Source organism: Pseudarthrobacter sp. NPDC080039 (genome assembly GCF_040702335.1).
Lineage (GTDB): Bacteria > Actinomycetota > Actinomycetes > Actinomycetales > Micrococcaceae > Arthrobacter > Arthrobacter enclensis_A.
On the sequence record NZ_JBFBKY010000017.1, the window covers coordinates 49,341 to 72,384 of the forward strand.

At 65.7% G+C, this 23,044-nt stretch carries 20 protein-coding genes and 1 pseudogene; 11 read left to right on the top strand and 10 right to left on the bottom strand.

All coding sequences use genetic code 11. The features are described from left to right. Positions 1 to 78 precede the first annotated feature (78 nt). Together AB0313_RS16320 and AB0313_RS16325 are read left to right on the top strand one after the other, a co-directional pair. Positions 79 to 603 carry a hypothetical protein gene (locus AB0313_RS16320; protein ID WP_366306790.1) on the top strand — a complete coding sequence of 175 codons (525 nt, stop codon included), beginning with the start codon at positions 79 to 81 and terminating at the stop codon, positions 601 to 603. Continuing rightward, the gene (locus AB0313_RS16325) at positions 600 to 1,694 is read left to right on the top strand and encodes a polyprenyl synthetase family protein (protein ID WP_141940863.1); all 1,095 of its coding nucleotides are present in this window, start codon (positions 600 to 602) and stop codon (positions 1,692 to 1,694) included. The genes AB0313_RS16320 and AB0313_RS16325 overlap by 4 nt, the downstream gene beginning before the upstream one ends. Before the next feature lie 11 nt (positions 1,695 to 1,705). Here the strand turns inward: AB0313_RS16325 and AB0313_RS16330 are convergent, their stop codons facing one another. Further along, on the bottom strand, positions 1,706 to 2,059 hold the full coding sequence (locus tag AB0313_RS16330) for an Rv2175c family DNA-binding protein (RefSeq protein WP_174237489.1): 354 nt from the start codon (positions 2,057 to 2,059) through the stop codon (positions 1,706 to 1,708). A gap of 248 nt (positions 2,060 to 2,307) precedes the next feature. Between AB0313_RS16330 and AB0313_RS16335 the strand changes: the two genes are divergently transcribed. Continuing rightward, positions 2,308 to 3,705, top strand: a complete 1,398-nt coding sequence (locus tag AB0313_RS16335; RefSeq protein WP_366306793.1) for a LysM peptidoglycan-binding domain-containing protein — start codon at positions 2,308 to 2,310, stop codon at positions 3,703 to 3,705. Positions 3,706 to 3,806: 101 nt separating this feature from the next. Then, the gene (gene pknB / locus AB0313_RS16340; protein WP_366306795.1) at positions 3,807 to 5,900 is read left to right on the top strand and encodes a Stk1 family PASTA domain-containing Ser/Thr kinase; all 2,094 of its coding nucleotides are present in this window, start codon (positions 3,807 to 3,809) and stop codon (positions 5,898 to 5,900) included. Between the two features lie 66 nt (positions 5,901 to 5,966). Here pknB and AB0313_RS16345 read toward each other — a convergent pair whose 3' ends face one another. Further along, positions 5,967 to 7,358, bottom strand: a complete 1,392-nt coding sequence (locus tag AB0313_RS16345; RefSeq protein WP_141940860.1) for a class II 3-deoxy-7-phosphoheptulonate synthase — start codon at positions 7,356 to 7,358, stop codon at positions 5,967 to 5,969. Positions 7,359 to 7,454: 96 nt separating this feature from the next. Continuing rightward, complete coding sequence (locus tag AB0313_RS16350) at positions 7,455 to 8,285, bottom strand: lysophospholipid acyltransferase family protein (protein ID WP_366306797.1); 831 nt, start codon at positions 8,283 to 8,285, stop codon at positions 7,455 to 7,457. A gap of 111 nt (positions 8,286 to 8,396) precedes the next feature. On the opposite strand from AB0313_RS16350, the gene AB0313_RS16355 reads away from it, so the two are divergent. Genes AB0313_RS16355 through AB0313_RS16365 form a run of 3 tightly spaced genes read left to right on the top strand, consistent with a single transcriptional unit; the run spans position 8,397 to position 10,547 of the window. Next, complete coding sequence (locus tag AB0313_RS16355; RefSeq protein WP_141940858.1) at positions 8,397 to 9,185, top strand: alpha/beta fold hydrolase; 789 nt, start codon at positions 8,397 to 8,399, stop codon at positions 9,183 to 9,185. Beyond that, a complete protein-coding gene (locus tag AB0313_RS16360) occupies positions 9,182 to 9,988 on the top strand; it encodes an alpha/beta fold hydrolase (protein ID WP_141940857.1) in 807 nt (268 codons plus the stop codon). The genes AB0313_RS16355 and AB0313_RS16360 overlap by 4 nt, the downstream gene beginning before the upstream one ends. After that, positions 9,975 to 10,547 (top strand): hypothetical protein, encoded by a 573-nt coding sequence (locus AB0313_RS16365; protein WP_307310295.1) that lies wholly within the window; start codon positions 9,975 to 9,977, stop codon positions 10,545 to 10,547. Before AB0313_RS16360 ends, AB0313_RS16365 begins: the two co-directional genes overlap by 14 nt. A gap of 25 nt (positions 10,548 to 10,572) precedes the next feature. Here the strand turns inward: AB0313_RS16365 and AB0313_RS16370 are convergent, their stop codons facing one another. Further along, positions 10,573 to 11,661: an ROK family glucokinase gene (locus AB0313_RS16370; RefSeq protein WP_307310293.1), complete on the bottom strand. Its 1,089-nt coding sequence runs from the start codon at positions 11,659 to 11,661 to the stop codon at positions 10,573 to 10,575. 171 nt (positions 11,662 to 11,832) lie between these two features. Here AB0313_RS16370 and AB0313_RS16375 point away from each other — a divergent pair, with 171 nt between their 5' ends. Next, entirely contained in the window at positions 11,833 to 13,641 is a 1,809-nt protein-coding gene (locus AB0313_RS16375; RefSeq protein WP_141940855.1) for a long-chain fatty acid--CoA ligase, read from the top strand. Between the two features lie 63 nt (positions 13,642 to 13,704). Here the strand turns inward: AB0313_RS16375 and AB0313_RS16380 are convergent, their stop codons facing one another. Beyond that, positions 13,705 to 17,103, bottom strand: a complete 3,399-nt coding sequence (locus AB0313_RS16380; RefSeq protein ID WP_141940854.1) for a pyruvate carboxylase — start codon at positions 17,101 to 17,103, stop codon at positions 13,705 to 13,707. Between the two features lie 303 nt (positions 17,104 to 17,406). On the opposite strand from AB0313_RS16380, the gene AB0313_RS16385 reads away from it, so the two are divergent. Continuing rightward, the gene (locus AB0313_RS16385; protein WP_141940853.1) at positions 17,407 to 18,225 is read left to right on the top strand and encodes a ParA family protein; all 819 of its coding nucleotides are present in this window, start codon (positions 17,407 to 17,409) and stop codon (positions 18,223 to 18,225) included. 115 nt (positions 18,226 to 18,340) lie between these two features. Here the strand turns inward: AB0313_RS16385 and AB0313_RS16390 are convergent, their stop codons facing one another. The 5 genes from AB0313_RS16390 to gcvH all read right to left on the bottom strand — a co-directional run bounded on the left by AB0313_RS16390 (position 18,341) and on the right by gcvH (position 21,430). Further along, positions 18,341 to 18,934, bottom strand: a complete 594-nt coding sequence (locus AB0313_RS16390) for a MerR family transcriptional regulator (RefSeq protein WP_018763528.1) — start codon at positions 18,932 to 18,934, stop codon at positions 18,341 to 18,343. Positions 18,935 to 19,167: 233 nt separating this feature from the next. Continuing rightward, positions 19,168 to 19,671 (bottom strand): bifunctional nuclease family protein, encoded by a 504-nt coding sequence (locus AB0313_RS16395; protein ID WP_056331728.1) that lies wholly within the window; start codon positions 19,669 to 19,671, stop codon positions 19,168 to 19,170. Beyond that, positions 19,671 to 20,387, bottom strand: coding sequence for a MerR family transcriptional regulator (locus AB0313_RS16400; protein WP_141940852.1), 717 nt, complete (start codon positions 20,385 to 20,387; stop codon positions 19,671 to 19,673). The genes AB0313_RS16395 and AB0313_RS16400 overlap by 1 nt, the downstream gene beginning before the upstream one ends. A 23-nt stretch (positions 20,388 to 20,410) precedes the next feature. After that, positions 20,411 to 20,887: an FHA domain-containing protein gene (locus tag AB0313_RS16405; protein WP_141940851.1), complete on the bottom strand. Its 477-nt coding sequence runs from the start codon at positions 20,885 to 20,887 to the stop codon at positions 20,411 to 20,413. A 156-nt stretch (positions 20,888 to 21,043) separates the two neighbouring features. Continuing rightward, the gene (gene gcvH, locus AB0313_RS16410) at positions 21,044 to 21,430 is read right to left on the bottom strand and encodes a glycine cleavage system protein GcvH (protein WP_141940850.1); all 387 of its coding nucleotides are present in this window, start codon (positions 21,428 to 21,430) and stop codon (positions 21,044 to 21,046) included. 180 nt (positions 21,431 to 21,610) lie between these two features. Here gcvH and AB0313_RS16415 point away from each other — a divergent pair, with 180 nt between their 5' ends. Both AB0313_RS16415 and AB0313_RS16420 read left to right on the top strand, forming a co-directional pair. Then, positions 21,611 to 22,480, top strand: coding sequence for a DNA-formamidopyrimidine glycosylase family protein (locus AB0313_RS16415; RefSeq protein ID WP_366306803.1), 870 nt, complete (start codon positions 21,611 to 21,613; stop codon positions 22,478 to 22,480). A gap of 139 nt (positions 22,481 to 22,619) precedes the next feature. Continuing rightward, a pseudogene (locus AB0313_RS16420) lies at positions 22,620 to 23,044 on the top strand (hypothetical protein); the annotation flags it as partial.

A 23,044-nucleotide genomic window follows, 5' to 3' on the forward strand; every position in this document is an offset into this window, starting at 1 on the left:
ATCGGTTTGGCAAGACCCAGCAGGAGGCTGGCTAAACTGGAGGCTGGTTCCGCCAACAACACCAGGAGGAAAGTCTCTGTGACGGCTATTGGAAACTACAAGCCAGCTGGCCTGGCCGCGCTTGCCGCCGTCGTGGCGATGGCTCTGGCCGCATGCAGCCAGACCCCGTCCGGACAGGCAGAGCCATCCCAGCCGGCGTCCGTCGCCGCCACCCAATCCACGCTCACGGCATCCCCAAGCCCCTCGGCATCACCCAACACGTCAGCAACCGTGGGCGCCGTGGTGGAAGGCTTTCCGCAGCAGCTCCTCCCCCTGATGACCGGAGCAACTGTGGTTTCCAGCAGCTTTGACAAAGCCTCAGCGCCGGCTACGGCCGCACTCGTGGGGACGGTCAAGGCCCCCACAGCCTCCGTCATCGACTTCTACACCAAAACCTTGGAAGGGGAAGGCTTCAAAGCCGTTCCCGGTGACAAGGTAGGGACAGTGGCCTCCAAGGATTTCGTCCGCGGAAACACCGAGACCGTTAACCTTTCCGTGGTTGAAACGGACGGCGTGGCCACCTTCACCATTGGCGCCAATGTGGCAGCTGAGTCAGCCAAGTGACGGCCGCCGAGCAACTGCGCAATGAACAAGCAGACTTCGTAGCGGGGGTGGCCGGCGAGCTGACCGGCTTCCTGACTACGCGGCAGTCCCTGATGGCCGGCATTTCCCCGGACATCGAACCCATCATGGGCTCTATCTCCAACCTGGTCACCGGCGGAAAGCGCCTCCGTGCCCTGATGTGCTACTGGGGCTGGCGCGGTGCCGGCGGCGGGGCGGGGGCAAGCGAAGTGGTCACTGCCGGTGCCGCGCTCGAGCTGTTCCAGGCTGCAGCACTCATCCATGACGACATCATCGACCGTTCAGACACCAGGCGGGGCGGTCCAAGCGTGCACCGCAGGTTCACCCAGCTGCACACCTCCCAAGGATGGGCGCTGGACAGCGAACGGTTCGGGCAGGCCGCCGCCATCCTCGCCGGCGATCTGTGCCTGTCCTTCAGCGAGGAAGCCTTTACCGACATCGGTGAACGGGCTGCGTCGGGAAGCAGGGCGCGGCTGATATTCAACCTCATGCGTGCCGAAGTCATGGCCGGCCAGTATCTGGACATCCTCGAAGAAGTGGCCGGCCCGGTCCGGGACCGGGCCGGTGCCGTCAGCAGGGCACAATCCATCATCCGCTTCAAGAGCGCAAAGTACTCCACTGAGCACCCCCTGGCTTTGGGCGGCGCCCTCGCCGGCGCTTCGAATGATCTGCTCCGCGGCTACTCGGCATTCGCCCTTCCGCTCGGCGAAGCCTTCCAGCTCCGCGATGACGTCCTCGGCGTCTTTGGTGATCCCCTGACAACCGGCAAGCCGGCCGGCGATGACCTGAGGGAAGGAAAGCGCACCGTACTGGTGGCCCTTGCCCTGGACCAGGCCTCACCGGAAGAATCTGCATTCATTGATGCCCGTCTGGGCAGCCCCGCCCTGTCCCAGGCTGACATCCTTGAGATCCGGCGCATTATCGAGGATTCGGGAGCCCTGCAGGCCACCGAGGTGCTTATCGGTGAATTCGGCGCTGCCGCGTTCGATGCGCTTGAAGGACTTCCTTTGGACGAGCTGCCAAAGACAGCTCTTAAGCGGCTGGCCGAAGCGACGGTCAGCCGCACCTCCTGAGAGCGGGCGGTTCACCAGGCCAGTGTTTGGGCCCTTCGCCGAATTTCGGTCTTGCGGCCTTCCCGCAGGGCGTCGATGGGGCGCCCGCGCAGGGACTCGTCTGGCGTGAACAGCCACACAATCAGGTCCTCATCCGAATAGCCCGCATCCGCGAGCACCACGATTGTCCCCTTGAGACTGTCCACAATCTGGCCGTCCTGGATGAATTCCGCAGGAACCGACCGGATTTTCCGTTCCCCCACCCTTAGGGCCGCCAAGGCACGTTCGTCGATAAGGCTATGCACTTTGGTGACTGAAACATCCAATAAACGGGCGACGTCGGGCAGCGGCAACCACTCACCCACCAGGTTTTCTACATTATTCACGGATCAAGGGTGCCACGCTCGCCGTCCCGGCGCCTAGCCGGGGTAATTCAACCGGGCTCCGACCTGCAGACACTCCCGGAAAGAGGTCATTACAGGGAATCCCAAAATTCTTGTGCTAATCGCAAATTCGTGAGAGATTCTCATTGATCACAGTTGTAACACGAATAACTTAAGTCACAGTAGTATCAAGAACGACAGCGGCATCCCCGTCCGCTCCGCACCCGCAGTTGAGAAGAGGATCTTTTCCGATGACGATGTCCCGCTCGCCCAAGCAGCCCCCCAAGCCGAGTCTGCCGATGATCGCCGCCACCACCGCGGCGCTGCCAGCGGTCGTTATGTCCTCCCTCGCCCTGGCCCAGCCCGCCCTGGCGGCCCAGCCGGCGCGGAGCATTCCCAGCAGCCTGGCAGCGGCAATGAAAGCCCAAGCCGCTGCTGAGGCGGCGGGCGCAGTAATACCTGCCGCCTTCGTCTCAACGACTATTCCCGCAGCCTTCCAGCCGGCGCAGCCGGCTGCGCCGGCTGAATACACAATTGTCCGTGGTGATACCGTGAGCGCGATTGCGGGCCGTTTCGGCCTGGACACCGGGGAGATCCTCAAGCTGAACAACCTGCAGTCGAACACCATCATCTACCCGGGACAGAAGCTCAAGCTCTCCGGCTCGCCCGCGCCCGCGGCCCCTGCTCCGGCGCCCGCCCCGGCAGCGCCGGCTCCGGCGCCCTCAGGCGGTGCAAGCTATACCGTGAAGCCCGGCGACACCCTGGGCGCCATCGCGGCAAGGCACAACGTGTCACTTTCGGACGTCTTTGCGTGGAACAACCTCTCGATGCGTTCCATCATCTATCCGGGACAGAAGATCAAGGTAAGCGCCGGCGATTCTGCTCCCGCAGCCCCTGCTCCTGCCCCTGCCCCTGCTGCACCTGCTCCGGCACCCGCCCTGGCAAACACCTCAGCACCGGCGCCCGGCTCCTACACCATCAAAGCCGGTGACACCCTTTCCGCCATTGCATCCCGCAATGGCGTCAAGCTCGCAGACCTGCTGGCGGCCAACAAGCTGAGCATGACGACGATCATCTACCCCGGCAGCAAGCTGGTGATTCCCGGCGGCTCCGCACAGCCTGCTCCGCAGCCGGCAGCAGCGCCGCAGCCGGCAGCAGCTCCCCTGGTGCCCAGTTCCTTCCTCGGTTTCAGCTACCCCGCCGCCGTTGTCAGCTCCGCCAATGCGAACAAGGCACTGCTGAACGCTTCACCTGTTCCCTCACGGGATGAAATGAAGAACATCGTCGCCGACACAGCGCGGCGCATGGGCGTGGACCCCTCGCTGGCCCTGGCGTTCGCGTACCAGGAATCCGGCTTCAACCAGCGGGCCGTCTCACCCGCCAATGCAATCGGCACCATGCAGATCATCCCGAGTTCCGGCCAGTGGGCATCGGACCTGGTGGGACGGAAGCTGAACCTCCTGGATCCTTATGACAACGCCACCGCCGGCGTGGCCATCATCCGCCAGCTTCTGGCAACCAGCAAGGACCAGGACACCGCCCTTGCCGGTTACTACCAGGGCCAGTACTCGGTCAGCAAGTACGGCATGTACGACGACACCAAGGCATACGTCGCCGCCATCAAGGCCCACCAGAAGAACTTCAGATAGGCCTCTTCCACTGGCCACGCCAGTGCGGCGGGTCCGAACCGTTACCGGTTCGGACCCGTTTTCGTTTCGGACGCGTTTTGCTGCGGGATTAGGATCGTAAGGTGCAGGAAGACGTGTCAGACCCAGTTGCAGGGACGCTGGTGGACAGCCGCTATGCAGTCACTTCCAGGCTCGCCCGAGGCGGCATGTCCACCGTCTACCTCGCCGTGGACCAGAGACTGGACCGGGAGGTGGCGCTCAAAGTGCTCCACCCGCACCTTGCTTCCGATGAAAGCTTTCTCGACAGGCTGGGCCGGGAAGCAAAGGCGGCCGCGCGCCTTTCACATCCGCACGTGGTGGGCGTCCTGGACCAGGGCCACGACGGAAACACCGCGTACCTGGTTATGGAGTACATCAAGGGCCATACGCTTCGGGACCTGCTCAGGGACAGGGGTGCGCTGACTCCCCGACTGGCCCTGGCATTGATCGACCCCGTGGTGGAGGGCCTGGGCGCTGCCCACGCAGCCGGCTTCATCCACCGTGACGTGAAGCCCGAAAACGTCCTGATCGCCGATGACGGCAGGATCAAGATTGGCGACTTTGGACTGGCCAGGGCGGTCACCAGCTCAACCAGCACCGGGGCCCTGCTTGGAACTGTGGCCTATATCTCGCCGGAGCTCGTCCTGGGCAAGCCGGCGGACGCCCGCAGCGACGTCTACTCCGTGGGCATCATGCTGTACGAGATGCTCACAGGCCGGCAACCGTTCGAGGGCGAGGTGCCCATCCAGGTGGCTTACCAGCATGTCAACGGCACCGTGGGACCGCCGTCGCTGCTGGTGCCCGGGCTGGCCGGGGAGGTGGACGAACTGGTGCAGTGGTGTACCGCCAATGACCCGGAGAACCGGCCTGTTGACGGGAATGCGCTGCTCCAGGAACTCCGGCACATCCGGACGAACCTCACCGATGCGGAACTGGACCTGCAACCACCTGCAGCAGCGGCCGCCGCACGCCAGCACCAGACGGAGGTCCTGGCCCGGGCCAGCCATCCAACCACCGTACTGCCACCGGGGCGACCGGCGGCGCCCGCGCATCCGCCCGGACAATCCGGGCAGTTACCGGACCGGACCACAGAGGGACATGGGGCGGCCCACGTCCGGTACCAACAGCGTGGCGCTCTGACAGTGCCCGACGACGACGAGGCCGACGGCGGCTGGTCTCCCCCGCCGCCGCGGCTGGGCAAGAGGGCCCAGCGCCGGGCTGACAGGGAAAGCGAAAAGCTCCGCGCCGCGGCCGCGTCCACTCCTGTGCGTACGCTGCGTGAAGGGAACCCGCGGCGCCGAGGCGTCTTCTGGGTCGTGGTCCTCATCGTTGCCGCGCTCCTGGCAACCGGCGCCGGATGGTTCTTCGGCATGGGGCCGGGTGCTGCCGCTGCCGTCCCTGCCGTGGCCAACAAGACCGTGGCACAGGCGCAGCAGTTACTCAGTGGCGCCGGCTTCCACTCCAGCACCAGCGATGTCTTCGACGACGAGGTTCCCACCGGGCTGGTGGTGGGCAGCGATCCCGCCGCGGGGACCGAGATCCGGAAGTTCCAGCCGGTCTCCCTGCTGGTGTCGAAGGGGCCCCAGCTCTTCCCGTTGCCGAAGCTCACCGGCGGCACCCTGGACGCGGCGAAGAAGGCGCTCAACGCGGCGGAGATGGCGCTGGGGACCGTCTCCGAAAGGTTTGACGAGAACGCACCGGCGGGCACCGTCCTGTCCCAGGATCCCGCTCCCGGCACCGCCGCGCGCCATGGCACGCCCGTGGCCCTCGGGGTCTCCAAGGGTCCGCAGCCCATCCCTGTTCCCGAAGTCACCGGAAAGCCCAGGAACGACGCCGTGGCTGCGGTCCAGGCAGCAGGGCTGACAGCTGAGGTAGCTCCGGATGAAGTGTTCGACCGAAACGTCCCTGAAGGCGCCGTCGTCAGCCAGTCCCCTGCCAACGGGACGCTGAACCGGGGTGGAACGGTCACGCTGACCATTTCCAAGGGACCAAGGATGGTCAAGGTCCCCAGCTATATCGGGAAACAAGCGTCAGACGCACGTAAGGCGCTGGAGGCTTTGGGCTTCCAGGTCCGGGTCAACAACATCCTGGGCGGCTTTTTCGGGACGGTCCGGGACCAGTCGCCCGTGGACCGCGAGGTACCGGAGGGGTCGGTCGTCACCATCACGGTGGTATAGCGAAGGGGGTCGGCAGCGCCGGCCCCCTTCGCTCCCGGACCGCTGGCCGGGTGTTTGGATGAAGTCCTAGTGCTTGGTGAGGGCGCCGGCCACCAGGAAGGCCATTTCGAGTGACTGCATATGGTTCAGACGGGGATCGCAGACGGACTCGTAGCGGTCCAGGAAGGCGTCCTGGTCAATCGGGTCCGCGCCGCCCAGGCACTCGGCCACATCGTCGCCGGTCATCTCGACATGCAACCCGCCCGGTACCGTCCCAAGGCCATGGTGCACCTCGAAGAAGCCGCGCACTTCGTCGATGACGTCGTCGAAGTTGCGCGTCTTGTAGCCGTTGGGCGACGTGACTGTGTTGCCGTGCATGGGATCAGTGACCCAGAGTACCTGGGCTCCTGAGGCAGTGACCTTTTCGACGACGGCCGGCAGCTTCTCCCGGATGTTGCCGGCGCCCATGCGCGTGATGAAGGTAAGGCGCCCCGGCTCGCGCTCCGGGTCCAGCTTGTCGATCAGGCGCAGGGCATCATCCCCGGTGGTGGAAGGGCCAAGCTTGACGCCGATGGGGTTTCGAACCCGTGAGAGGAAATCGACGTGGGCGTGGTCCAGTTCCCGGGTGCGCTCCCCGATCCACAGGAAGTGCGCGGAGGTGTCGTACGGGAAGCCAGTACGGGAGTCGATGCGCGTCAGGGCACGTTCGTAGTCCAGCAGCAGTGCCTCATGGCTGGCGAAGAACTCGACGCGCTTCAGGGCTTCAAAATCTGCGCCGCAGGAATCCATGAACTTGATGGCCCGGTCGATGTCACGGGCAAGTGACTCGTAACGCGCGTGGGCCGGGTTCTCCGTGAAGCCCTTGTTCCACTGGTGCACGGACCGCAGGTCGGCGAAACCGCCCTGGGTGAAGGCTCGGATGAGGTTCAGCGTGGAAGCGGAGGTGTGGTAAGCGCGCAGCATCCGGGAAGCGTCGTGGCCCCTCGACTCAGGCGTGAAGTCGTACCCGTTGACAATGTCGCCGCGGTACGCGGGCAAGGTTACGCCGTCCCGGGTTTCTTCGTTGGAGGAACGGGGCTTGGCGAACTGGCCGGCCATGCGGCCCATCTTGATGACGGGCATCGCAGCACCGTAGGTCAGGACTACGGCCATCTGGAGGATCGTCTTGACGCGGGCGCTGATCTTGTCAGCTGTGGCGGCGTCGAAGGTTTCGGCGCAGTCGCCGCCCTGGAGCAGGAATGCCTTGCCCTGGGCGGCGGCGGCCAGCCGCTCGCGCAGCACATCCACTTCACCTGCGAACACCAGGGGCGGAAGGACTGACAGTTCCTTCACGGAAGCCTCAAAAACGTCCTGGTCCTGCCAGCTGGGCTGCTGGGAGATGGGAAGGTCCCGCCAGTTGTCCAGTCCCGGATAGTTGGCGGCTCCGCTCTGTGCGGTGCTGGACAGCGAAAAGGCAGGTTTTGCAGATAGCTCAGTCACCCTCTAAGACTAGCGGCAGGGCGGCAGCGGCGGGCACCGGCCCGTCACGCTCCACGCTCCCGCCGTCACAACCATGGCGGCGGGCAGGAAGTGCCGCTATCCGGCGGCTGTTGTCCCGGCGTCGTCGTCTCCAACCGTGCGCGCGGACGCCGGGCTGCCGTTGGCCGCAGCCTCGTCCTGCACGAACTCGCCCTGGGAGGCCACCGGGGCCGCGAGGGGTTCCGCCGCAGCCTGCCGTTCCCCGGGTTTGCCGGCGAGCCGAAGCTTCACCACGGCCGCGTATTCATCCACGTATTCCTGCCCCGAAAGGCGCATCAGCCGGGCCATGATCTCGTCAGTGACCTTGCGCTGGACCGCCCTGTCCCCGGCCTGGTCCCGGTACTGGCTGAAGTCGAGGGGCTCGCCGAAGATCATCCCGATCCTGCGGATGTTGGGCAGCCGCTTGCCAATGGGCTGGACCTTGTCGGTCCCGATCATGGCAACGGGAATAACGGGCACACCGGCCTGCAGCGCCAGCCTGGCCACGCCCACTTTTCCGCGGTACAGCCGCCCGTCCGGGCTTCGGGTGCCTTCCGGGTAGATGCCGAGCAGGCCCCCGGCGTTGAGCACTTCCATGCCCGCGTTCAGCGACGCGGCTGAGGCGGCGCCACCGGAGCGATCCATGGGGAGCTGGTTGGTAAGGCGGAAGAAGGCCGCCGTCAGCCTGCCCTTGATACCCGTGCCGGTGAAGTACTCCGCCTTCGCCAGGAAGACCACGGGCCGGCGGACCATAAGCGGCATGAAGATCGAATCGGAAAACGACAGGTGGTTGGAGGCGATGATGGCCGCCCCTTGCGCCGGAATATTGTCCAGGCCTTTGACCCACGGCCGAAAAAGCAACTTGATCACCGGACCGAGGAAGATCCTCTTCATGACCCAATAGAACACGTGGTGAACCTCTCCGGAAGGCAGCCCCCAGGCCCGGCATCGGGCGTGGCCAGCGAATCAATGCAACCCTACTCTAGTGAGAATTGACTGGAACAGTGACACGATGGACTCATGACCGAAAGCAGCACTGCGCCCCGTCCTGCCGCTTTCAACCATCCGGGCCACGGAGCCAATGCCCGCATAGGGGTGGCTATCTGCCACGGGTTCACGGGCAGCCCGCTGAGCATCATGCCGTGGGCGCAGCACCTGGCGGACCTGGGGTATGCCGTCTCGGTCCCCCTGTTGCCCGGGCACGGGACCGACTGGCGGCAACTCGCAGCCACGGGCTGGAAAGACTGGTACGGGGCCTACGAGAAGGCATTCCTTGATCTGGCCGGGCGGACGGAGTCCTGCTTCACCGCCGGCCTCTCCATGGGCGGGGCCATCGCGCTGCTGGCGGCAGCACGCCACCCGGCGGCAGGGGTGAGCGTGGTCAATCCGGGCCTGAGCTTCTACGACCGGAGGGTCCGGATCATTGCATTGCTCAAATACCTCCAGCGCACCACCGTCCCGGTCCAGGAGGACCAGACCAACGCGCCGGCAACCAACGATGGCGATTACTCGCTGACTCCACTGGCCGCGGTTCACGAATTGAAGAAGCTGTTCGCCGCCACGGTGCGGAGCCTGCCCCGGGTGGACGCTCCCGTCCAGGTCTTCAAGTCCCGCACCGATGCCGTGGTTCCACCCACGTCCCTTGCGCTCCTTCGAAAGGGGCTGGGCACAAGGATCACCGAAGTGGTGGACCTTGCCGGCAGCGGGCATGTGGCTACTCTGGACGTTGACGCGCCCGCCATCTTTGCCAGGTCGGGGGAATTCGTCGACGCCCACGCCCACCGCACCACCACATTGGAGACGCCATGACGTCCGGCCCTGACCACAGCCCGTTCAGCAGCGCCTTCAGCGGCGAAGGCCACCGCGCCGGCGTGGTCCTTTCCCATGGGTTCACGGGAAGCCCGCACAGCCTTCGTGCCTGGGCGACTGCATTCGCGGGGGCCGGTTTCGCCGTCCGGATGCCGTTGCTGCCCGGCCATGGAACCACATGGCAGGATCTTGCCCGCACGCGGTGGCAGCAGTGGCACGGCGCCCTGGATGCTGCGTTCCTGGAACTTGATGGCGAGTGCGACCACGTCTTCGCGGCCGGACTCAGCATGGGCGGGGCCCTGGCCCTCCGCATCGCCGCTACCCGCCCCGTCGCCGGAGTGGTCCTGGTGAATCCCGGACTGGTGATCGACGATCCCCGGGCGCCGCTGGCAGGAATCCTCAAGCTGGTCCTGAGAAGCACGCCTTCGATCGGCAATGACATCCTGAAAGCCGGCATGGATGAAGGCGCCTACGCGCGCACTCCCGTAGCGGCCGCCCACGAGCTGAACAAAATGTTCAAGGACACAGTCCGGCTCCTTCCCAGGGTCACGGCGCCCGTCCAGGTGTACCGTTCTGCCGTGGACCATGTGGTGTCCGATTCCAGCATGGCCGCCCTGCGGCGCGGGCTGGCAAACGCCCCCCTTGAGGTTGTCCGGCTCGAAAACAGCTACCACGTGGCTACCCTGGACAACGATGCAGACCAGATCTTTGAGGGATCGGTGGAGTTTGTCCGGAGGGTGCTGCGGGACATGCCCGGCGCCCCGACGGGAAGCGGACAGGAGGTCCGCAGTGAACAGGCCTGACTCCGAACAGCCGGACCCGGGTGCCAACCAGGACGACGCCGTGTGGCTGGACCTGGTGGCGCGGCTGGAATCCGACACGGTGGCGATCCGCCCGGATCCACCGGCGGCCGGTCAACAGCGGTCCCCCGCCAACGCCGCGGAGGCCCCCGAAACAACCGGGCCGCCATCCTTCCGGGATTTCGATCCCCTGGGCCTCGCGGGGATGCCGCCGACGGAAATGTCCGCGGCTGACCGCCAGGCGGAGACACACCGCGGGCGGGAAACCGGAGACGGGGGCCAGTCCACTGACCGTCCAAGGGACTATGAACTGGACGACGACGGCGAAGAGTTCGTGCCGGAGGAGCCGCCCAGCCTCGCCGGCACCGCCCCCCTGACCATGCTCGCCTGGCTCGGGGCCGTGGGGGGACCGGTGGCGCTGTTGCTGTCCGCCATGTTTTGGCGTTCGGCACCCGTGCTGGCCATTATCGGCATCGTTGCCGTGTTCGTCCTCGGCGCGGTGTACCTGATCATGAAACTGCCCCAGGAAAAGAACGGGGATGACGACGGCGCACGGGTCTAGCAGGCCAGCCCCCTGTCCGCCGCCGTCACCTGCGGACGCGGCTGCTGACGCGTGAAAGGTCGGCAGCGCCGATAAGGCCGGCGTTGGGACCCAGTGCCGCGAGCTCAATCCCTGCAGCCGGGCGGAAGCCACGGCCGGTCAGGTTCCTGGCAAACGCCTTGCGGGCCGGCTCCACCAGCAGGTCCCCGGCTGAGCAGAGACCGCCGCCGATAACGAACAGACCCGGATCAAGGGCCGCAGCCAGGTTGGCCAGGCCAAGCCCAAGCCATTCGCCGACCTCTTCGATCAGTTCCCGGGAGGCACGGTCGCCGGCCAGGGCGAGTTCGGTCACGATCGCCCCCGTGATGGCTTCCGGGTGCCCATCCACCGCAGCCAGGAGGTCCTGCGCCACGGGCGAGTTGGACCGGGCCAGGAGCCTGGCTTCCCGGCCCAGGGCGTTGCCGGAGGCATACTGCTCCCAGCATCCGCGGTTGCCGCATTCGCACCGGTGGCCGCCCGGCATGATGATCTGGTGGCCGAACTCCCCCGCCACTCCGAACCGGCCGCGCTCCACCCTGCCGTCCATCACCATGGCGCCGCCGATTCCGGTGCCCAGCGTTATGCAGACGAGCCGGTCCTCTCCCTGCCCCGCGCCGAAGCGCCATTCGGCCCAGGCTGCGGCATCGGCGTCGTTTGTCAGGAGCACGGGACGGCGGAGCAGCCGCTGGAGGTTTTCACGCAGCGGTTCGTTGCGCCATGCCAGGTGCGGGCTGAACAGAACGGTTCCCCCGGCAAGGTCCATCCAGCCGGCAGCGCCGATGCCGACGGACCAGATGCGGTGCCCTTGACCCAGTTCCTCCACCAGCTCGACAATGACCTGCTCCACCGCACGGGGGTCCGTTCCCGGGGTGGACCGGCGTGCCTCGCTGAGGATGCGGCCCTCGGCGTCCACCACGCCCGCTGCCACCTTGGTTCCCCCGATGTCTATCCCGATCGCGAGGCCCTTGCGGCCCAGGCGGAGGTGGCCGCCGCCGCCCCCATGAAGCTGGCCGGCGCGGTAGGTGGCCGGACGGAGGCGCCAGGGGGCGGGTCTTTTCAGGGGGCCGGCCTGATCGCCGGACAAGGCTCCGTACATAGTGCACCATTCTAGGCGCGGAGCTGAATTGTCTTGACATATGCGGCCTGCCGGCGCGGGCATTGACGGCTAAGTTACTCGTCAGTAGGTTTATGTACTGCACTGTTCCATCAGGGGTATTAGTCTTTAGGCAACCCCCTGCGCGGGACTTCAGATATCAAAGGAGCTATAGTGCGCGAATTCAGTGTTCCGCCCTTGGTCGTTGTCCCGCCTGAGACGAACATCACCGACCTGGTGCTGCGGCAGGCGGCCAAGCCCAGCGATCCGGCACTGTTTTCACGCCTGGATTCTGCGGGCTCCTGGCGCAACGTGCCGGCCACCGAGTTCCTGGCAGACGTCAAAGCCCTGGCCAAGGGTCTGATCGCCAGCGGAGTAGGGGCCGGGGACCGCGTCGGCATCATGTCCCGGACCCGGTATGAGTGGTCCCTGGTGGACTTCTCCATCTGGTTCGCAGGTGCCGTTTCCGTTCCCATCTACGAGACGTCCTCCCCCTCCCAGGTCGCATGGAACCTGGGCGATTCCGGCGCGGTCGCCGCCTTCGCCGAGTCTGCCCACCACGAGAACGTGATCCGCCAGGCCGTCACTGCCGAGGGACTCGCTGCTGTGCAGCATGTGTGGCAACTCGAAGGCCAGGGTCTGGACAGCCTAAGGGAGGCCGGCCGCCACGTCAGCGACGCAGAACTTGAGTCCCGCCGCAGCGCAGCAGGCCTGCATGACGTGGCCACCATCATCTACACCTCCGGAACCACGGGGCGTCCCAAGGGCTGCGAACTGACCCACGGCAACTTCGTTGAACTCTCGGACAACGCCTTGGCCATCATCGGCGAAATCGTCCACGAGAAGGCCAAGACCATCATGTTCCTGCCGCTGGCCCACGTGTTTGCCCGCTTCATTTCGGTGCTTGCCATGGCCGCCGGCACCACCGTGGCCCACACCCCCGACATCAAGAACCTCCTGGGCGATCTGCAGAGCTACGAGCCGACATTCATCCTCGCCGTGCCAAGGGTTTTCGAAAAGGTCTACAACTCCGCCCTGACCAAAGCCGAGGACGGCGGCAAGGGCGCCATCTTCCATCGGGCAGCCGAAACGGCCATCGCCTTCTCCAGGGCCCGGCAGGAAGGTCGCGTGGGCCTGGGCCTGAAACTCCGGCACGCGCTGTTCGACAGGCTGGTTTACGGGAAACTGCGGGCCGCCATGGGCGGACAGGTCGCCCACGCGGTTTCCGGCGGCGGCCCCCTGGGCGAGCGCTTGGGGCACTTCTTCCAGGGTATTGGAATGCAGGTGCTGGAAGGCTACGGCCTGACGGAGACCACGGCGCCCATTACGGTCAACACCCCGCAGCGGATCAAGATCGGTTCCGTAGGCAAGCCGCTTCCCGGCAATGCCGTAAAGATCGCCGACGACGGTGAGATCCTGGCCAAGGGGGTCTGCGTCATGCGGGGCTACTACGGGCGGGACGACCTCACTGCTGAGGCATTCACCGACGGCTGGTTCCATACGGGGGACATCGGACAACTGGATGAGGAGGGTTTCCTTCGGATTACGGGCCGGAAGAAGGAAATCATTGTCACCGCCGGCGGCAAGAACGTCATTCCGGCTTTGCTTGAAGACCAGATCCGCGCCGACGCCCTGGTATCCCAGGTCCTCGTAGTGGGCGACAACCGGCCCTTTATCGGAGCCCTCGTGACCCTGGACCAGGAGGCATTGCCGGGCTGGCTCCAGCGCCACGGCCTTCCGACAGACACCACACTGGAACAGGCCGCGCAGAACCCTGTGGTCAAGGCAGCAGTGCAGGACCTCATCACGGCGGCCAACACCTCGGTCTCCCAGGCCGAAGCCATCAAGTCCTTCCGCATCGTCCCTGCCGACTTCACGGAAGCATCCGGCCACCTGACCCCCTCCATGAAGGTGAAGCGGGCCCAGGTGATGAAGGACTTCGAAACCGTCATCGAAGAGATGTACTCCGCCCCGCGTCCCTGATACGGCACAACAACGAAAGGGTCCCCCCGTCACGGGAGGACCCTTTCGTTGCGTCTGAACTTCTTACTGCTCGATGACCAGTAGCAGGTCTCCGCCCTGGACCTGCTCGACGGCGGAGATGGCGAGGCGGGAGACCTTGCCGCCAACCGGCGTCGTAATTGATGCTTCCATCTTCATGGCCTCGATGGTTGCCACAGTGTCTCCGGCCTTGACGGTGTCACCCGGCTTGACGGTGACCGTGACGGCACCGGCGAACGGTGCGGCCACCTGGCCGGGCTGGGCCGGATCGGCCTTCTCGGCGGCCTTTACGTTGCTGACCACGGAGCGGTCGCGGACCACCACGGGCCGGGACTGGCCGTTCAGGGTGCACATGACCGTCCGCATGCCCTTTTCGTCCGGTTCCGAGACAGCTTCCAGGGAGGCGATGAGGCGGACGCCGCGCTCGAGCTGGATCTCGTGCTCAGTGCCACGTTGGAGGCCGTAAAGGTAGTCACGCGTGTCCAGCACGGAAATGTTGCCGTACGTCTCCACGCTCTTCAGGTAGTCCCTGGTGGGTCCCTCAAAGAGGAGGCGGTTCAGCGTGTGCTGGCGGGTCTTCGAGTCGGACTTCAACGCCGCGCTGTCCTCGGCGCTGAGTTCGACGTCGCGCACCTTCACGCTCCTGCCCTGCAGGGCCTTGGTGCGGAAGGGCTCGGGCCAGCCTCCGGGAGGATCACCGAGTTCGCCGGACAGGAAACCAATCACGGAGTCGGGGATGTCGTAGTTCTGGGGGTTGGCTTCGAAATCCGCGGGATCGGCGTTGAGGCCCACCAGGTGCAGGGCGAGGTCGCCCACCACCTTGGAGGACGGGGTCACCTTCACCAGGTGGCCCAGGATGCGGTCGGCCGCCGTGTACATGTCCTCGATCGCCTCGAACCGCTCGCCCAGGCCGAGGGCCATGGCCTGCTGGCGCAGGTTGGACAGCTGGCCGCCCGGGATCTCGTGCTTGTACACACGCCCGGTGGGGCCGGGCAGCCCGGACTCGAACGGCGCGTAGACGCGGCGGACGGCTTCCCAGTACGGCTCAAGCGAACTGACGGCGTCCAGGCTGAGGCCGGTATCCCGGGGTGTGTGGGCCAGGGCCGCAACAAGGGCCGACGCCGAGACCTGGCTGGTGGTGCCGGCCAGCGATGCCGCTGCGACGTCCACGGCGTCCACGCCGGCGTCTACAGCTGCCAGCAGGGTGGCCAGCTGGCCGCCGGCGGTGTCGTGGGTGTGCAGGTGGACGGGCAGGTCGAAGCGTTCGCGCAGGGCCGCAACCAGCTTCGCCGCGGCAGCGGGCCGCAGCAGCCCCGCCATGTCCTTGATGGCCAGGATGTGGGCTCCGGCGTCGACAATCTTCTGGGCCAGGCCGAGGTAGTAGTCCAGGGTGTAGAGCTTCTCCTCGGGGTCCAGCATGTCGCCCGTGTAGCAGAGGGCAACCTCGGCAACGGCGGTGCCCGTGGCCCGGACCGCGCGGATGGCCGGCGCCATCTGGCTGACGTCGTTCAGCGCGTCGAAGATCCGGAAGATGTCGATGCCGGTGGCCGCTGCCTCGTTGACGAACGCTTCGGTCACCTCTTCGGGGTACGGCGTGTAGCCGACCGTGTTGCGGCCGCGCAGCAGCATCTGGATGCAGACGTTCGGCATGGCCTTGCGAAGGGCAGCCAGCCTGTCCCAGGGGTCTTCGCCCAGGAAGCGCAGTGCGACATCGTAAGTGGCACCGCCCCATGCTTCTACGGACAGGAGTTCGGGCAGCAGGGCCGTAACGGCGGGGCCGGCGGCAACCAAGTCCCGGGTGCGGACGCGGGTGGCCAGGAGGGACTGGTGTGCGTCGCGGAAGGTGGTGTCGGTGACGGCGACGGGGGTCTGTTCACGCAGTGCCTTCGCGAACCCTTCCGGGCCCAGCTCAAGGAGCTTCTGGCGTGACCCGGGGGCCGCTTGCTTGTCCTTGACGTCGGGAAGCTTGTGGGCAGGGTCCGAGTGGACGGTCAGTTCGCCATTGGGCTTGTTGACGGTGACGTCGGCCAGCCAGGTCAGGAGCTTGGTGCCGCGGTCCGCCGAGACCCGGGCCTTGAGCAGTTCCGGGCGCTGGTCGATGAAGTTAGTGGCAACATCCCCGGCGATGAAGTCCGGGTCATCCAACACGGCCTGCAGGAAGGGGATGTTGGTGGAGACGCCGCGGATGCGGAACTCAGCCAACGCACGGCGGGCGCGGGCAACCGCCGCGGGGTAGTCCCTGCCGCGGCAGGTGAGCTTGACCAGCATCGAATCGAAGTGCGGGCTGATCTCGGCTCCGGAGTAGACGGTGCCGCCGTCCAGCCGGACGCCGGCGCCGCCGGCGGAGCGGTATCCGGTGATCTTTCCAACGTCGGGCCGGAAGCCGTTGGCGGGATCCTCAGTGGTGATCCGGCTCTGCAGGGCGGCCCCGCGAAGCCTGACGGTGTCCTGGGAGAGGCCGAGGTCCGCAAGGGTCTCGCCCGAGGCGATCCGCATCTGGGCCTGGACCAGGTCCACGTCGGTGACTTCCTCGGTCACTGTGTGCTCCACCTGGATACGGGGGTTCATTTCGATGAAGACGTGCTGGCCTGCCCGTTCCCCCTCGGTGTCCACCAGGAACTCGACAGTACCGGCGTTCACGTACTTCAAGGCCTGGGCAAACTTCACCGCGTCACGGTAGAGCGCCTGGCGGATGCTGTCGTCCAGGTTGGGGGCAGGGGCGATCTCAATGACCTTTTGGTGCCGCCGCTGGATGGAACAGTCACGTTCGAAGAGATGCATGACGTTGCCCTCTGCATCCGCGAGGATCTGTACTTCGATGTGCCGCGGACGGAGAACTGCCTGTTCCAGGAACATGGTGGGGTCCCCGAACGCAGCATCTGCCTCGCGCATGGCTGATTTCAGGGCTTCGGGGAGGGCCTCGCGGGTATCTACGCGGCGCATGCCCCGGCCGCCGCCGCCGGCCACGGCCTTGGCGAAGATGGGGAAGCCGATCTCATCGGCCGCGGCCAGGAGCTCATCCAGGTCCTTGGACGGTTCACTTGACTTCAGGACGGGAACGCCGGCTTCCCGGGCGGCTTTCAGCGCCGCCACCTTGTTGCCGGCCAGCTCCAGCACCTCGGCGGGCGGACCCACGAAAGTGATGCCCGCTTCCTTTGCGGCACGGGCCAGTTCAGGATTCTCGGAGAGGAACCCGTATCCCGGGTAGATGGCGTCCGCGCCGGATTCCTTCGCGACGCGTACCACCTCTGCCACGTCCAGGTAAGCCCGGACCGGATGGCCTTCCTCGCCAATCAGGTAGGCCTCGTCCGCTTTCTGGCGATGGATGGAGTTTCGGTCCTCTTGGGGAAAAACGGCAACGGTCTTGGCGCCCAGCTCGTAGCCGGCGCGGAAGGCCCTGATCGCGATTTCGCCGCGGTTGGCCACCAGAATTTTGGAAAACATGCTTCTCCTGCATCATTGCGGGGTGGATCGAATGAGTGGTCACAGTGTCTAGGACCTGCAAGGACAAAAACAAATCTTTGTGGCAACGGTCACAGATTTCCCCGTCATGTCCCGAACGCTTTCAGCCTGGCTGGCGGAAACCGCCCCGGCACCATAGTCGGTGCCATGCCGACGCCCGATAAAGCAGGATTCGCCGACGCATCAACATATGATGTGTAGGGCGGCAGGACCGTCCGGCTTCGGCTCTGCCGAGGCAAACATTACCCCCAACACGGCATCCGGCGTTAGGTTTTGGTCTCTCAAGTGCAAGTAGTCAGCATCAGCAGCCTCAAGGGTGGAGTCGGCAAGACTTCCGTCACCACAGGACTGGCGTCTGCGGCGCTGGCCGCGGGAGTCCGGACACTGGTGGTGGACCTTGACCCGCACGCCGACGCCACCACCGCCCTCGGCGTACAGCCGGGCGACCAGCTGGATATTGGCAGGATGCTCAAGAGCCCGCGCCGGGCGAAACTGGCCGAAAACGTGGTCCGCAGCAGCTGGGCCGACCGCACCCCGCCAAACGGATCCGGGCCCGCGGTCCTTGATGTGGCCGTTGGCTCGGCATACACCGGCATCTATGACCGGCCCGATCTCGGCCGCCGGGACCTCCGCCGGCTTTCCTCCGTGCTGGCCGGCGCGGACGATTACCAGCTTGTCCTCATCGACTGCCCGCCCTCCCTCAACGGCCTCACGCGCATGGCATGGGCCGCCAGCGACAAGGTTGCCCTGGTTGCCGAGCCGGGCCTGTTCTCGGTTGCCGGCACTGAACGCACCATGCGGGCCATCCAGCTGTTCAAACAGGAGTTCGCACCGAACCTGTCGCCGGCAGGAATCGTGGCCAACCGGGTGCGGAGCGGCTCCTCCGAGCACACGTACCGGCTCGCCGAGATGGAGTCCATGTTTGGCGAACTCCTGTTGAGCCCCCGTATTCCCGAACAGGCCAACTGGCAGCAGATCCAGGGCGCCGCGCACCCGGTCCACCACTGGCCGGGGGACTCGGCAAAATCCACGGCCGGCCTGTTCGATGACCTTCTGTCCAACCTTATGGCCGCCGGCAGCGGACTGCGCAGCCGCGTCCGCTGACCTCCCCTCCTGTCCGCCTGCGCGGCCAGGCACAGAACCAAGACAAAGAGCCAAAACAGTCAGGGCCGCCCTCCAAGTGGAGGGCGGCCCTGATCGGCTAATTACTGAAGCGCGGTCAGCTGATCTTCCGCGCTGCCCGGCGCTTGCTCAGTTCGTCGTCGGGAAAGGACTGTTCGGCGGCGTGTTCGCTGGGCAGGGACGCAAGGCTGCCTTCCACCTCGCGCCATACCCGTCCCACAGCGATTCCGAAGACGCCCTGGCCGCCCTGCACCAGGTCGATAACCTCGTCGGCGGAAGTGCACTCATAGACGCTGGCGCCGTCGCTCATCAGCGTGATCTGCGCCAGGTCCTCAACGCCGCGCTCCCGCAGGTGCTCCACGGCGGTGCGGATCTGCTGGAGGGACACGCCGGTGTCCAGGAGCCGCTTGACCACCTTGAGCACCAGGATGTCGCGGAAACCGTAGAGCCGCTGGGACCCGGATCCGGCCGCACCGCGGACCGCCGGTTCAACGAGGCCGGTGCGGGCCCAGTAATCGAGCTGGCGGTAGGTGATTCCGGCAGCCTTGCAGGCGGTGGGCCCACGGTAGCCGGCATCTTCGTCCAGTACGGGAAGGTCCTCGGTAAACAGGAGGCCCTGGGCACCACTTACGGGCACAGCAACACCAGCCGTGGGCTGCTTTAGCCCTCCTGCTTCGCCTTTGGGACTCACCTGGATCCTCCTTGTCGTACGCTCCCTTGGCACTGATACGGCGGCCTTGGCATGAAGACCATGCGTGTAATTTTTCCGCGGGGCGCACTTTCCAGTGTGACTTGCGGGGCTGCCGTAAGCAAGGGAACTTGATACTTCGACGTTAGGCCCGGCGGGTCCCGAGGTCAAAGACCTTCGGGGCTTGGAAGAGGCGTGTCGAAACTTTCAGCCTTAACTTTAACCTTAACGTGACCTTAGCCGTCGAAATCCTCGGGTTCGACGTCGTCGAGGAACTCGCGGAAGCGGCGCAGTTCGCGTTCCTCATCCACGGTGGGGCCCGGCTCGGCGTCCTCCCCCTCGTCATGTTCGGTGATCCGGACGCCCGCCTCATCCATGACGGAGTCTGCGCACCAGATCCGGCATTTGGCGCGCAGCGCAACCGCAAGGGCGTCCGAGGCCCGTGAGCTCACCGTGGTTCCGTTTTCAAATTGCAGCTGCCCGTAGAAGATGTTGTCCTCCACGGCGACAATGTTGACGCTGACCACGGAGTGGCCCAGGGACTCTACGACGTCCACCAGGAGGTCGTGGGTCATGGGCCGGGGCGGGACCACGCCCTGCTGGGCCAGGGCGATGGCGCTGGCTTCCGGGGTGCCGATCCAGATGGGGACGTGGCGTTCGCCGTGCATTTCCTTGAGCAGGACCAGCGGTTGGTTGGAAGGCAATTCGATGCGAACGCCTACTATCTCGACTTCGATCATCAGATGTCCATGCGTGAGATGTGGTCCTGCACCAGGGCCCGGTGCAGGGTGAGGCAGAGGTCGCTGATCTCTCGGGCGGCCTCGGCGGCCCGCGCCTGTGATGCCGAATCCTTGCGGGATGCAAGCGGTGCGACTGCACGTTCCACCAAGCCGAATTCCCGTTCGGCAGCTGCCTGGAACGGCCGCAGGTGGCGGGGTTCCAGGCCGTGGCTTTCCAGCTGGACGCAGGCGCGGGCAACCTGGAGGGCATGCTCGTCGAACTGGCCGTTGCTGTGGCTGATGAGGCCGAAGCTCAGGAGTGACTGCAGCAGGGGCACGCTGGCGCCCGACTCGGTGCGCAGCTGTTCCTCTGTCAGTTTGCGGCCACGGTTCTGCAGCTCGGCAGCCAGTTCGTCGGAGACGATGCGCGGGGAAACCACGACGCCGGGCGGCAGGTTCTCCGGCCGCTCTCCCCTGTCGATGGCGTCGAGGTAGTCCTTGATGACTTTCAGGGGAAGGTACTGATCCCGCTGCAAGGCCAGCACGAAGCGCAGCCGCTCGACGTCGCCGTCGGAATACTGGCGGTAGCCGGCAGGGGTACGCCTGGGGTTGATGAGCCCCTTTTCCTCAAGGAACCGGATCTTCGACGCAGTCATGCCCGGGAAGTCGGCACTCAGCTGGGCGAGGACTTCGCCAATGTTCAGGACCTGGGGGCCCCGGCGTTCCGGTTGTGCCATTGCCACAGGCAGCGGTCCCCGGGTCAGCTGCGGCCTGCAGCCGTGGCAGGGCTCAGGTAGAAGGTGAGGCGGAACTTGCCGATCTGGACTTCGCTGCCGGACTTCAGCTCAACGCGGTCCACCCGGTCATGGTTGACATAAGTGCCGTTGAGGCTGTTCTTGTCTACCACTTCGAAGCTGCGCGCGGTACGCCGGAACTCCACGTGGCGGCGGGACACCGTGACGTCGTCCAGGAAGATGTCCGCGTCCGGGTGGCGGCCTGCGGTGGTCACGTCCGAGTCCAGAAGGAACCGGGCGCCGGCGTTCGGGCCGCTGTGCGCCACGAGCAGCGCCGAGCCTGCCGGCAGCGCCTCAACCGAGTTGCGCTCTTCCGAGGACAGCCTGGGGGCGATGGTGGGTTCGTCGGTGACGGGGGTGAGATGGATCGAGGTGGTCTCCGACGCCCTAGCCGCACCCGTGCCGTAATCCCCATCGGCAGGGTTGTGTCTGTGGCCAGCCATGGATTCCTCCTCCTAGACGTTGCGGAAATCCAACCCGCAACCAACGTTTGCTCTCCGGCCCTGACCGGCAGGTCCGGCGCCGGCACCCGATCCGGGCCTGACGTGCGGAGACGCCTTGCCTGCGGCGCGGGGCCGGACCGGAATTACCGGTTAGCTTTAGCCTACCTGTTGTTCGTACTCCGATGCACTGAGCAGGGACTCAACAGCATCGGGTTCGGCGAGTTTGACCTCGATGAGCCAGCCGTCTCCGTAGGGATCCGTGTTGATCAGGGCCGAATCGGTGTCCAGGGAGTCGTTGCGGGCCACGACTTCGCCGGAAACGGGGGCATAGATGTCGCTCACGCTCTTGGTGGACTCCACCTCGCCCACCACTTCGTTTGCCGTAATCTTCGTGCCGACTTCGGGCATCTGGGCGTAAACGACATCTCCAAGGGCATCCTGGGCAAAGTCGGTGATTCCCACGCGGACCACGCCGTCGGCATTCGGGGCGGTGACCCACTCGTGTTCGGCGGTGTAGGACAGGTCTTCGGGAATGTTGCTCATGGGGGGCCTTTCATCGGGGTACACGCCAAATGTCAAAAGGGGCCCGCAAAACGGGCCGCCGCTGAAAGTATAGGCACAACTGCCGGGGCGGGGACGGGCCCTTCTGACAAGATGGGAGCCATGAGTGCAAGCACCGGCGCGGCATCCGTGGGACCGTTGGCGAAGCAGGGCGGCTAGGTCATGCCCGAACTCCCTGAAGTAGCCGGCCTGGCCTCGTTCCTTGACGAGCAGCTGCGAGGCTGTGTGGTCACGAAACTGCAGATCGTCTCCTTCGCAGTGCTCAAGACGGCAGACCCTCCCTTCAACGCGATCGAGGGCCGCACCGTGTCCGGCGTCCGCCGGTTCGGAAAGTTCATCAGCATCGATACGGACGGCATTTCCCTGGTGTTCCATCTTGCGCGCGCCGGCTGGGTGCGGTTCACGGACTCCCCCTCCGAGCGCCAGCTCCGGATGGGCAAGGGACTCATCGCGGTCCGCTGCGCTTTCTCCGGGCCGGAGGGGCTGCGCGGCCTGGACCTGACGGAGGCTGGCACCAAGAAGAGCCTGGCCGTCTATGTGGTGCGGGACCCGCAGGAGGTGCCGGGCATCGCCACGCTGGGCCCGGATCCCTTTACCGAAGCCTTCGACGCCGACATGCTGGCGGAGATCCTCGCCGGCAGTCCCCAGCAGATCAAGGGACTCCTGCGCAGCCAGAGCGTCATCGCCGGCATCGGGAACGCCTACAGCGACGAAATCCTGCACGCCGCAAAGATCTCGCCCTTCGCCATCGCGAAATCGCTGGACCGGGAGACAGTGCAGGTGCTGTACGACGCGATCCACAGCGTGCTGGGTGAAGCGCTGGCAGAGGCGGCGGGCAAGCCACCCAAGGACCTTAAAGACGTCAAACGCAGCCACATGCGGGTCCATGCCCGGACGGGAGAGGGCTGCCCCGTATGCGGCGATACCGTGCGGGAAGTTTCGTTCGCGGACACGGCACTGCAGTACTGCCCCACCTGCCAGACAAAAAGCAAAATCCTGGCGGACAGGAGGACGTCGAAGTTCCTGAAGTAAGGAAGATGCAGCGGCAACTGCGACAGCGCCGCGGATGGTTGGATCACGATTCGGGACTTCTGGACCTGCCCGCGCAGGCCCCCGGAGCGTAGCGTCTTGACCAAGTTCCGCAAGTCTCAATCAGCACCAAGGGGTCACAATGCGCCGGACTCGACCCGCCGTCCTCGTAATGGCCTTAGCCCTCACCCTCGGCAATGGTCTTGGGGGCGCTGCCCTGGGACCGACCATGGGGGCCGCATCAGCGGCGGCTGCCCAGCGGAACGTTCGCGCGTCGATGGTTGTCGAACAGGCTGGCGACGACGAGATTGCCGAGCATTATCTGCAGCTCGGCGGCAGCGCATCATTCCTTGGAACAGCAGTCGGCAGCGCGTACGACATCGCCGGCGGTCGCGCCCAGGAATTCGAACGCGGCACCATCTACTGGAGCCCCGGCACCGGCGCCCACGAACTGCACGGCGAAATCCGGAGGAACTACCTCGCACTCGGCGGCCCCGCCGGCTTCCTGGGCTTCCCCCTCACCGACGAAACCGCCACCCCCGGCGCCCCCGGCCGCTACAACGACTT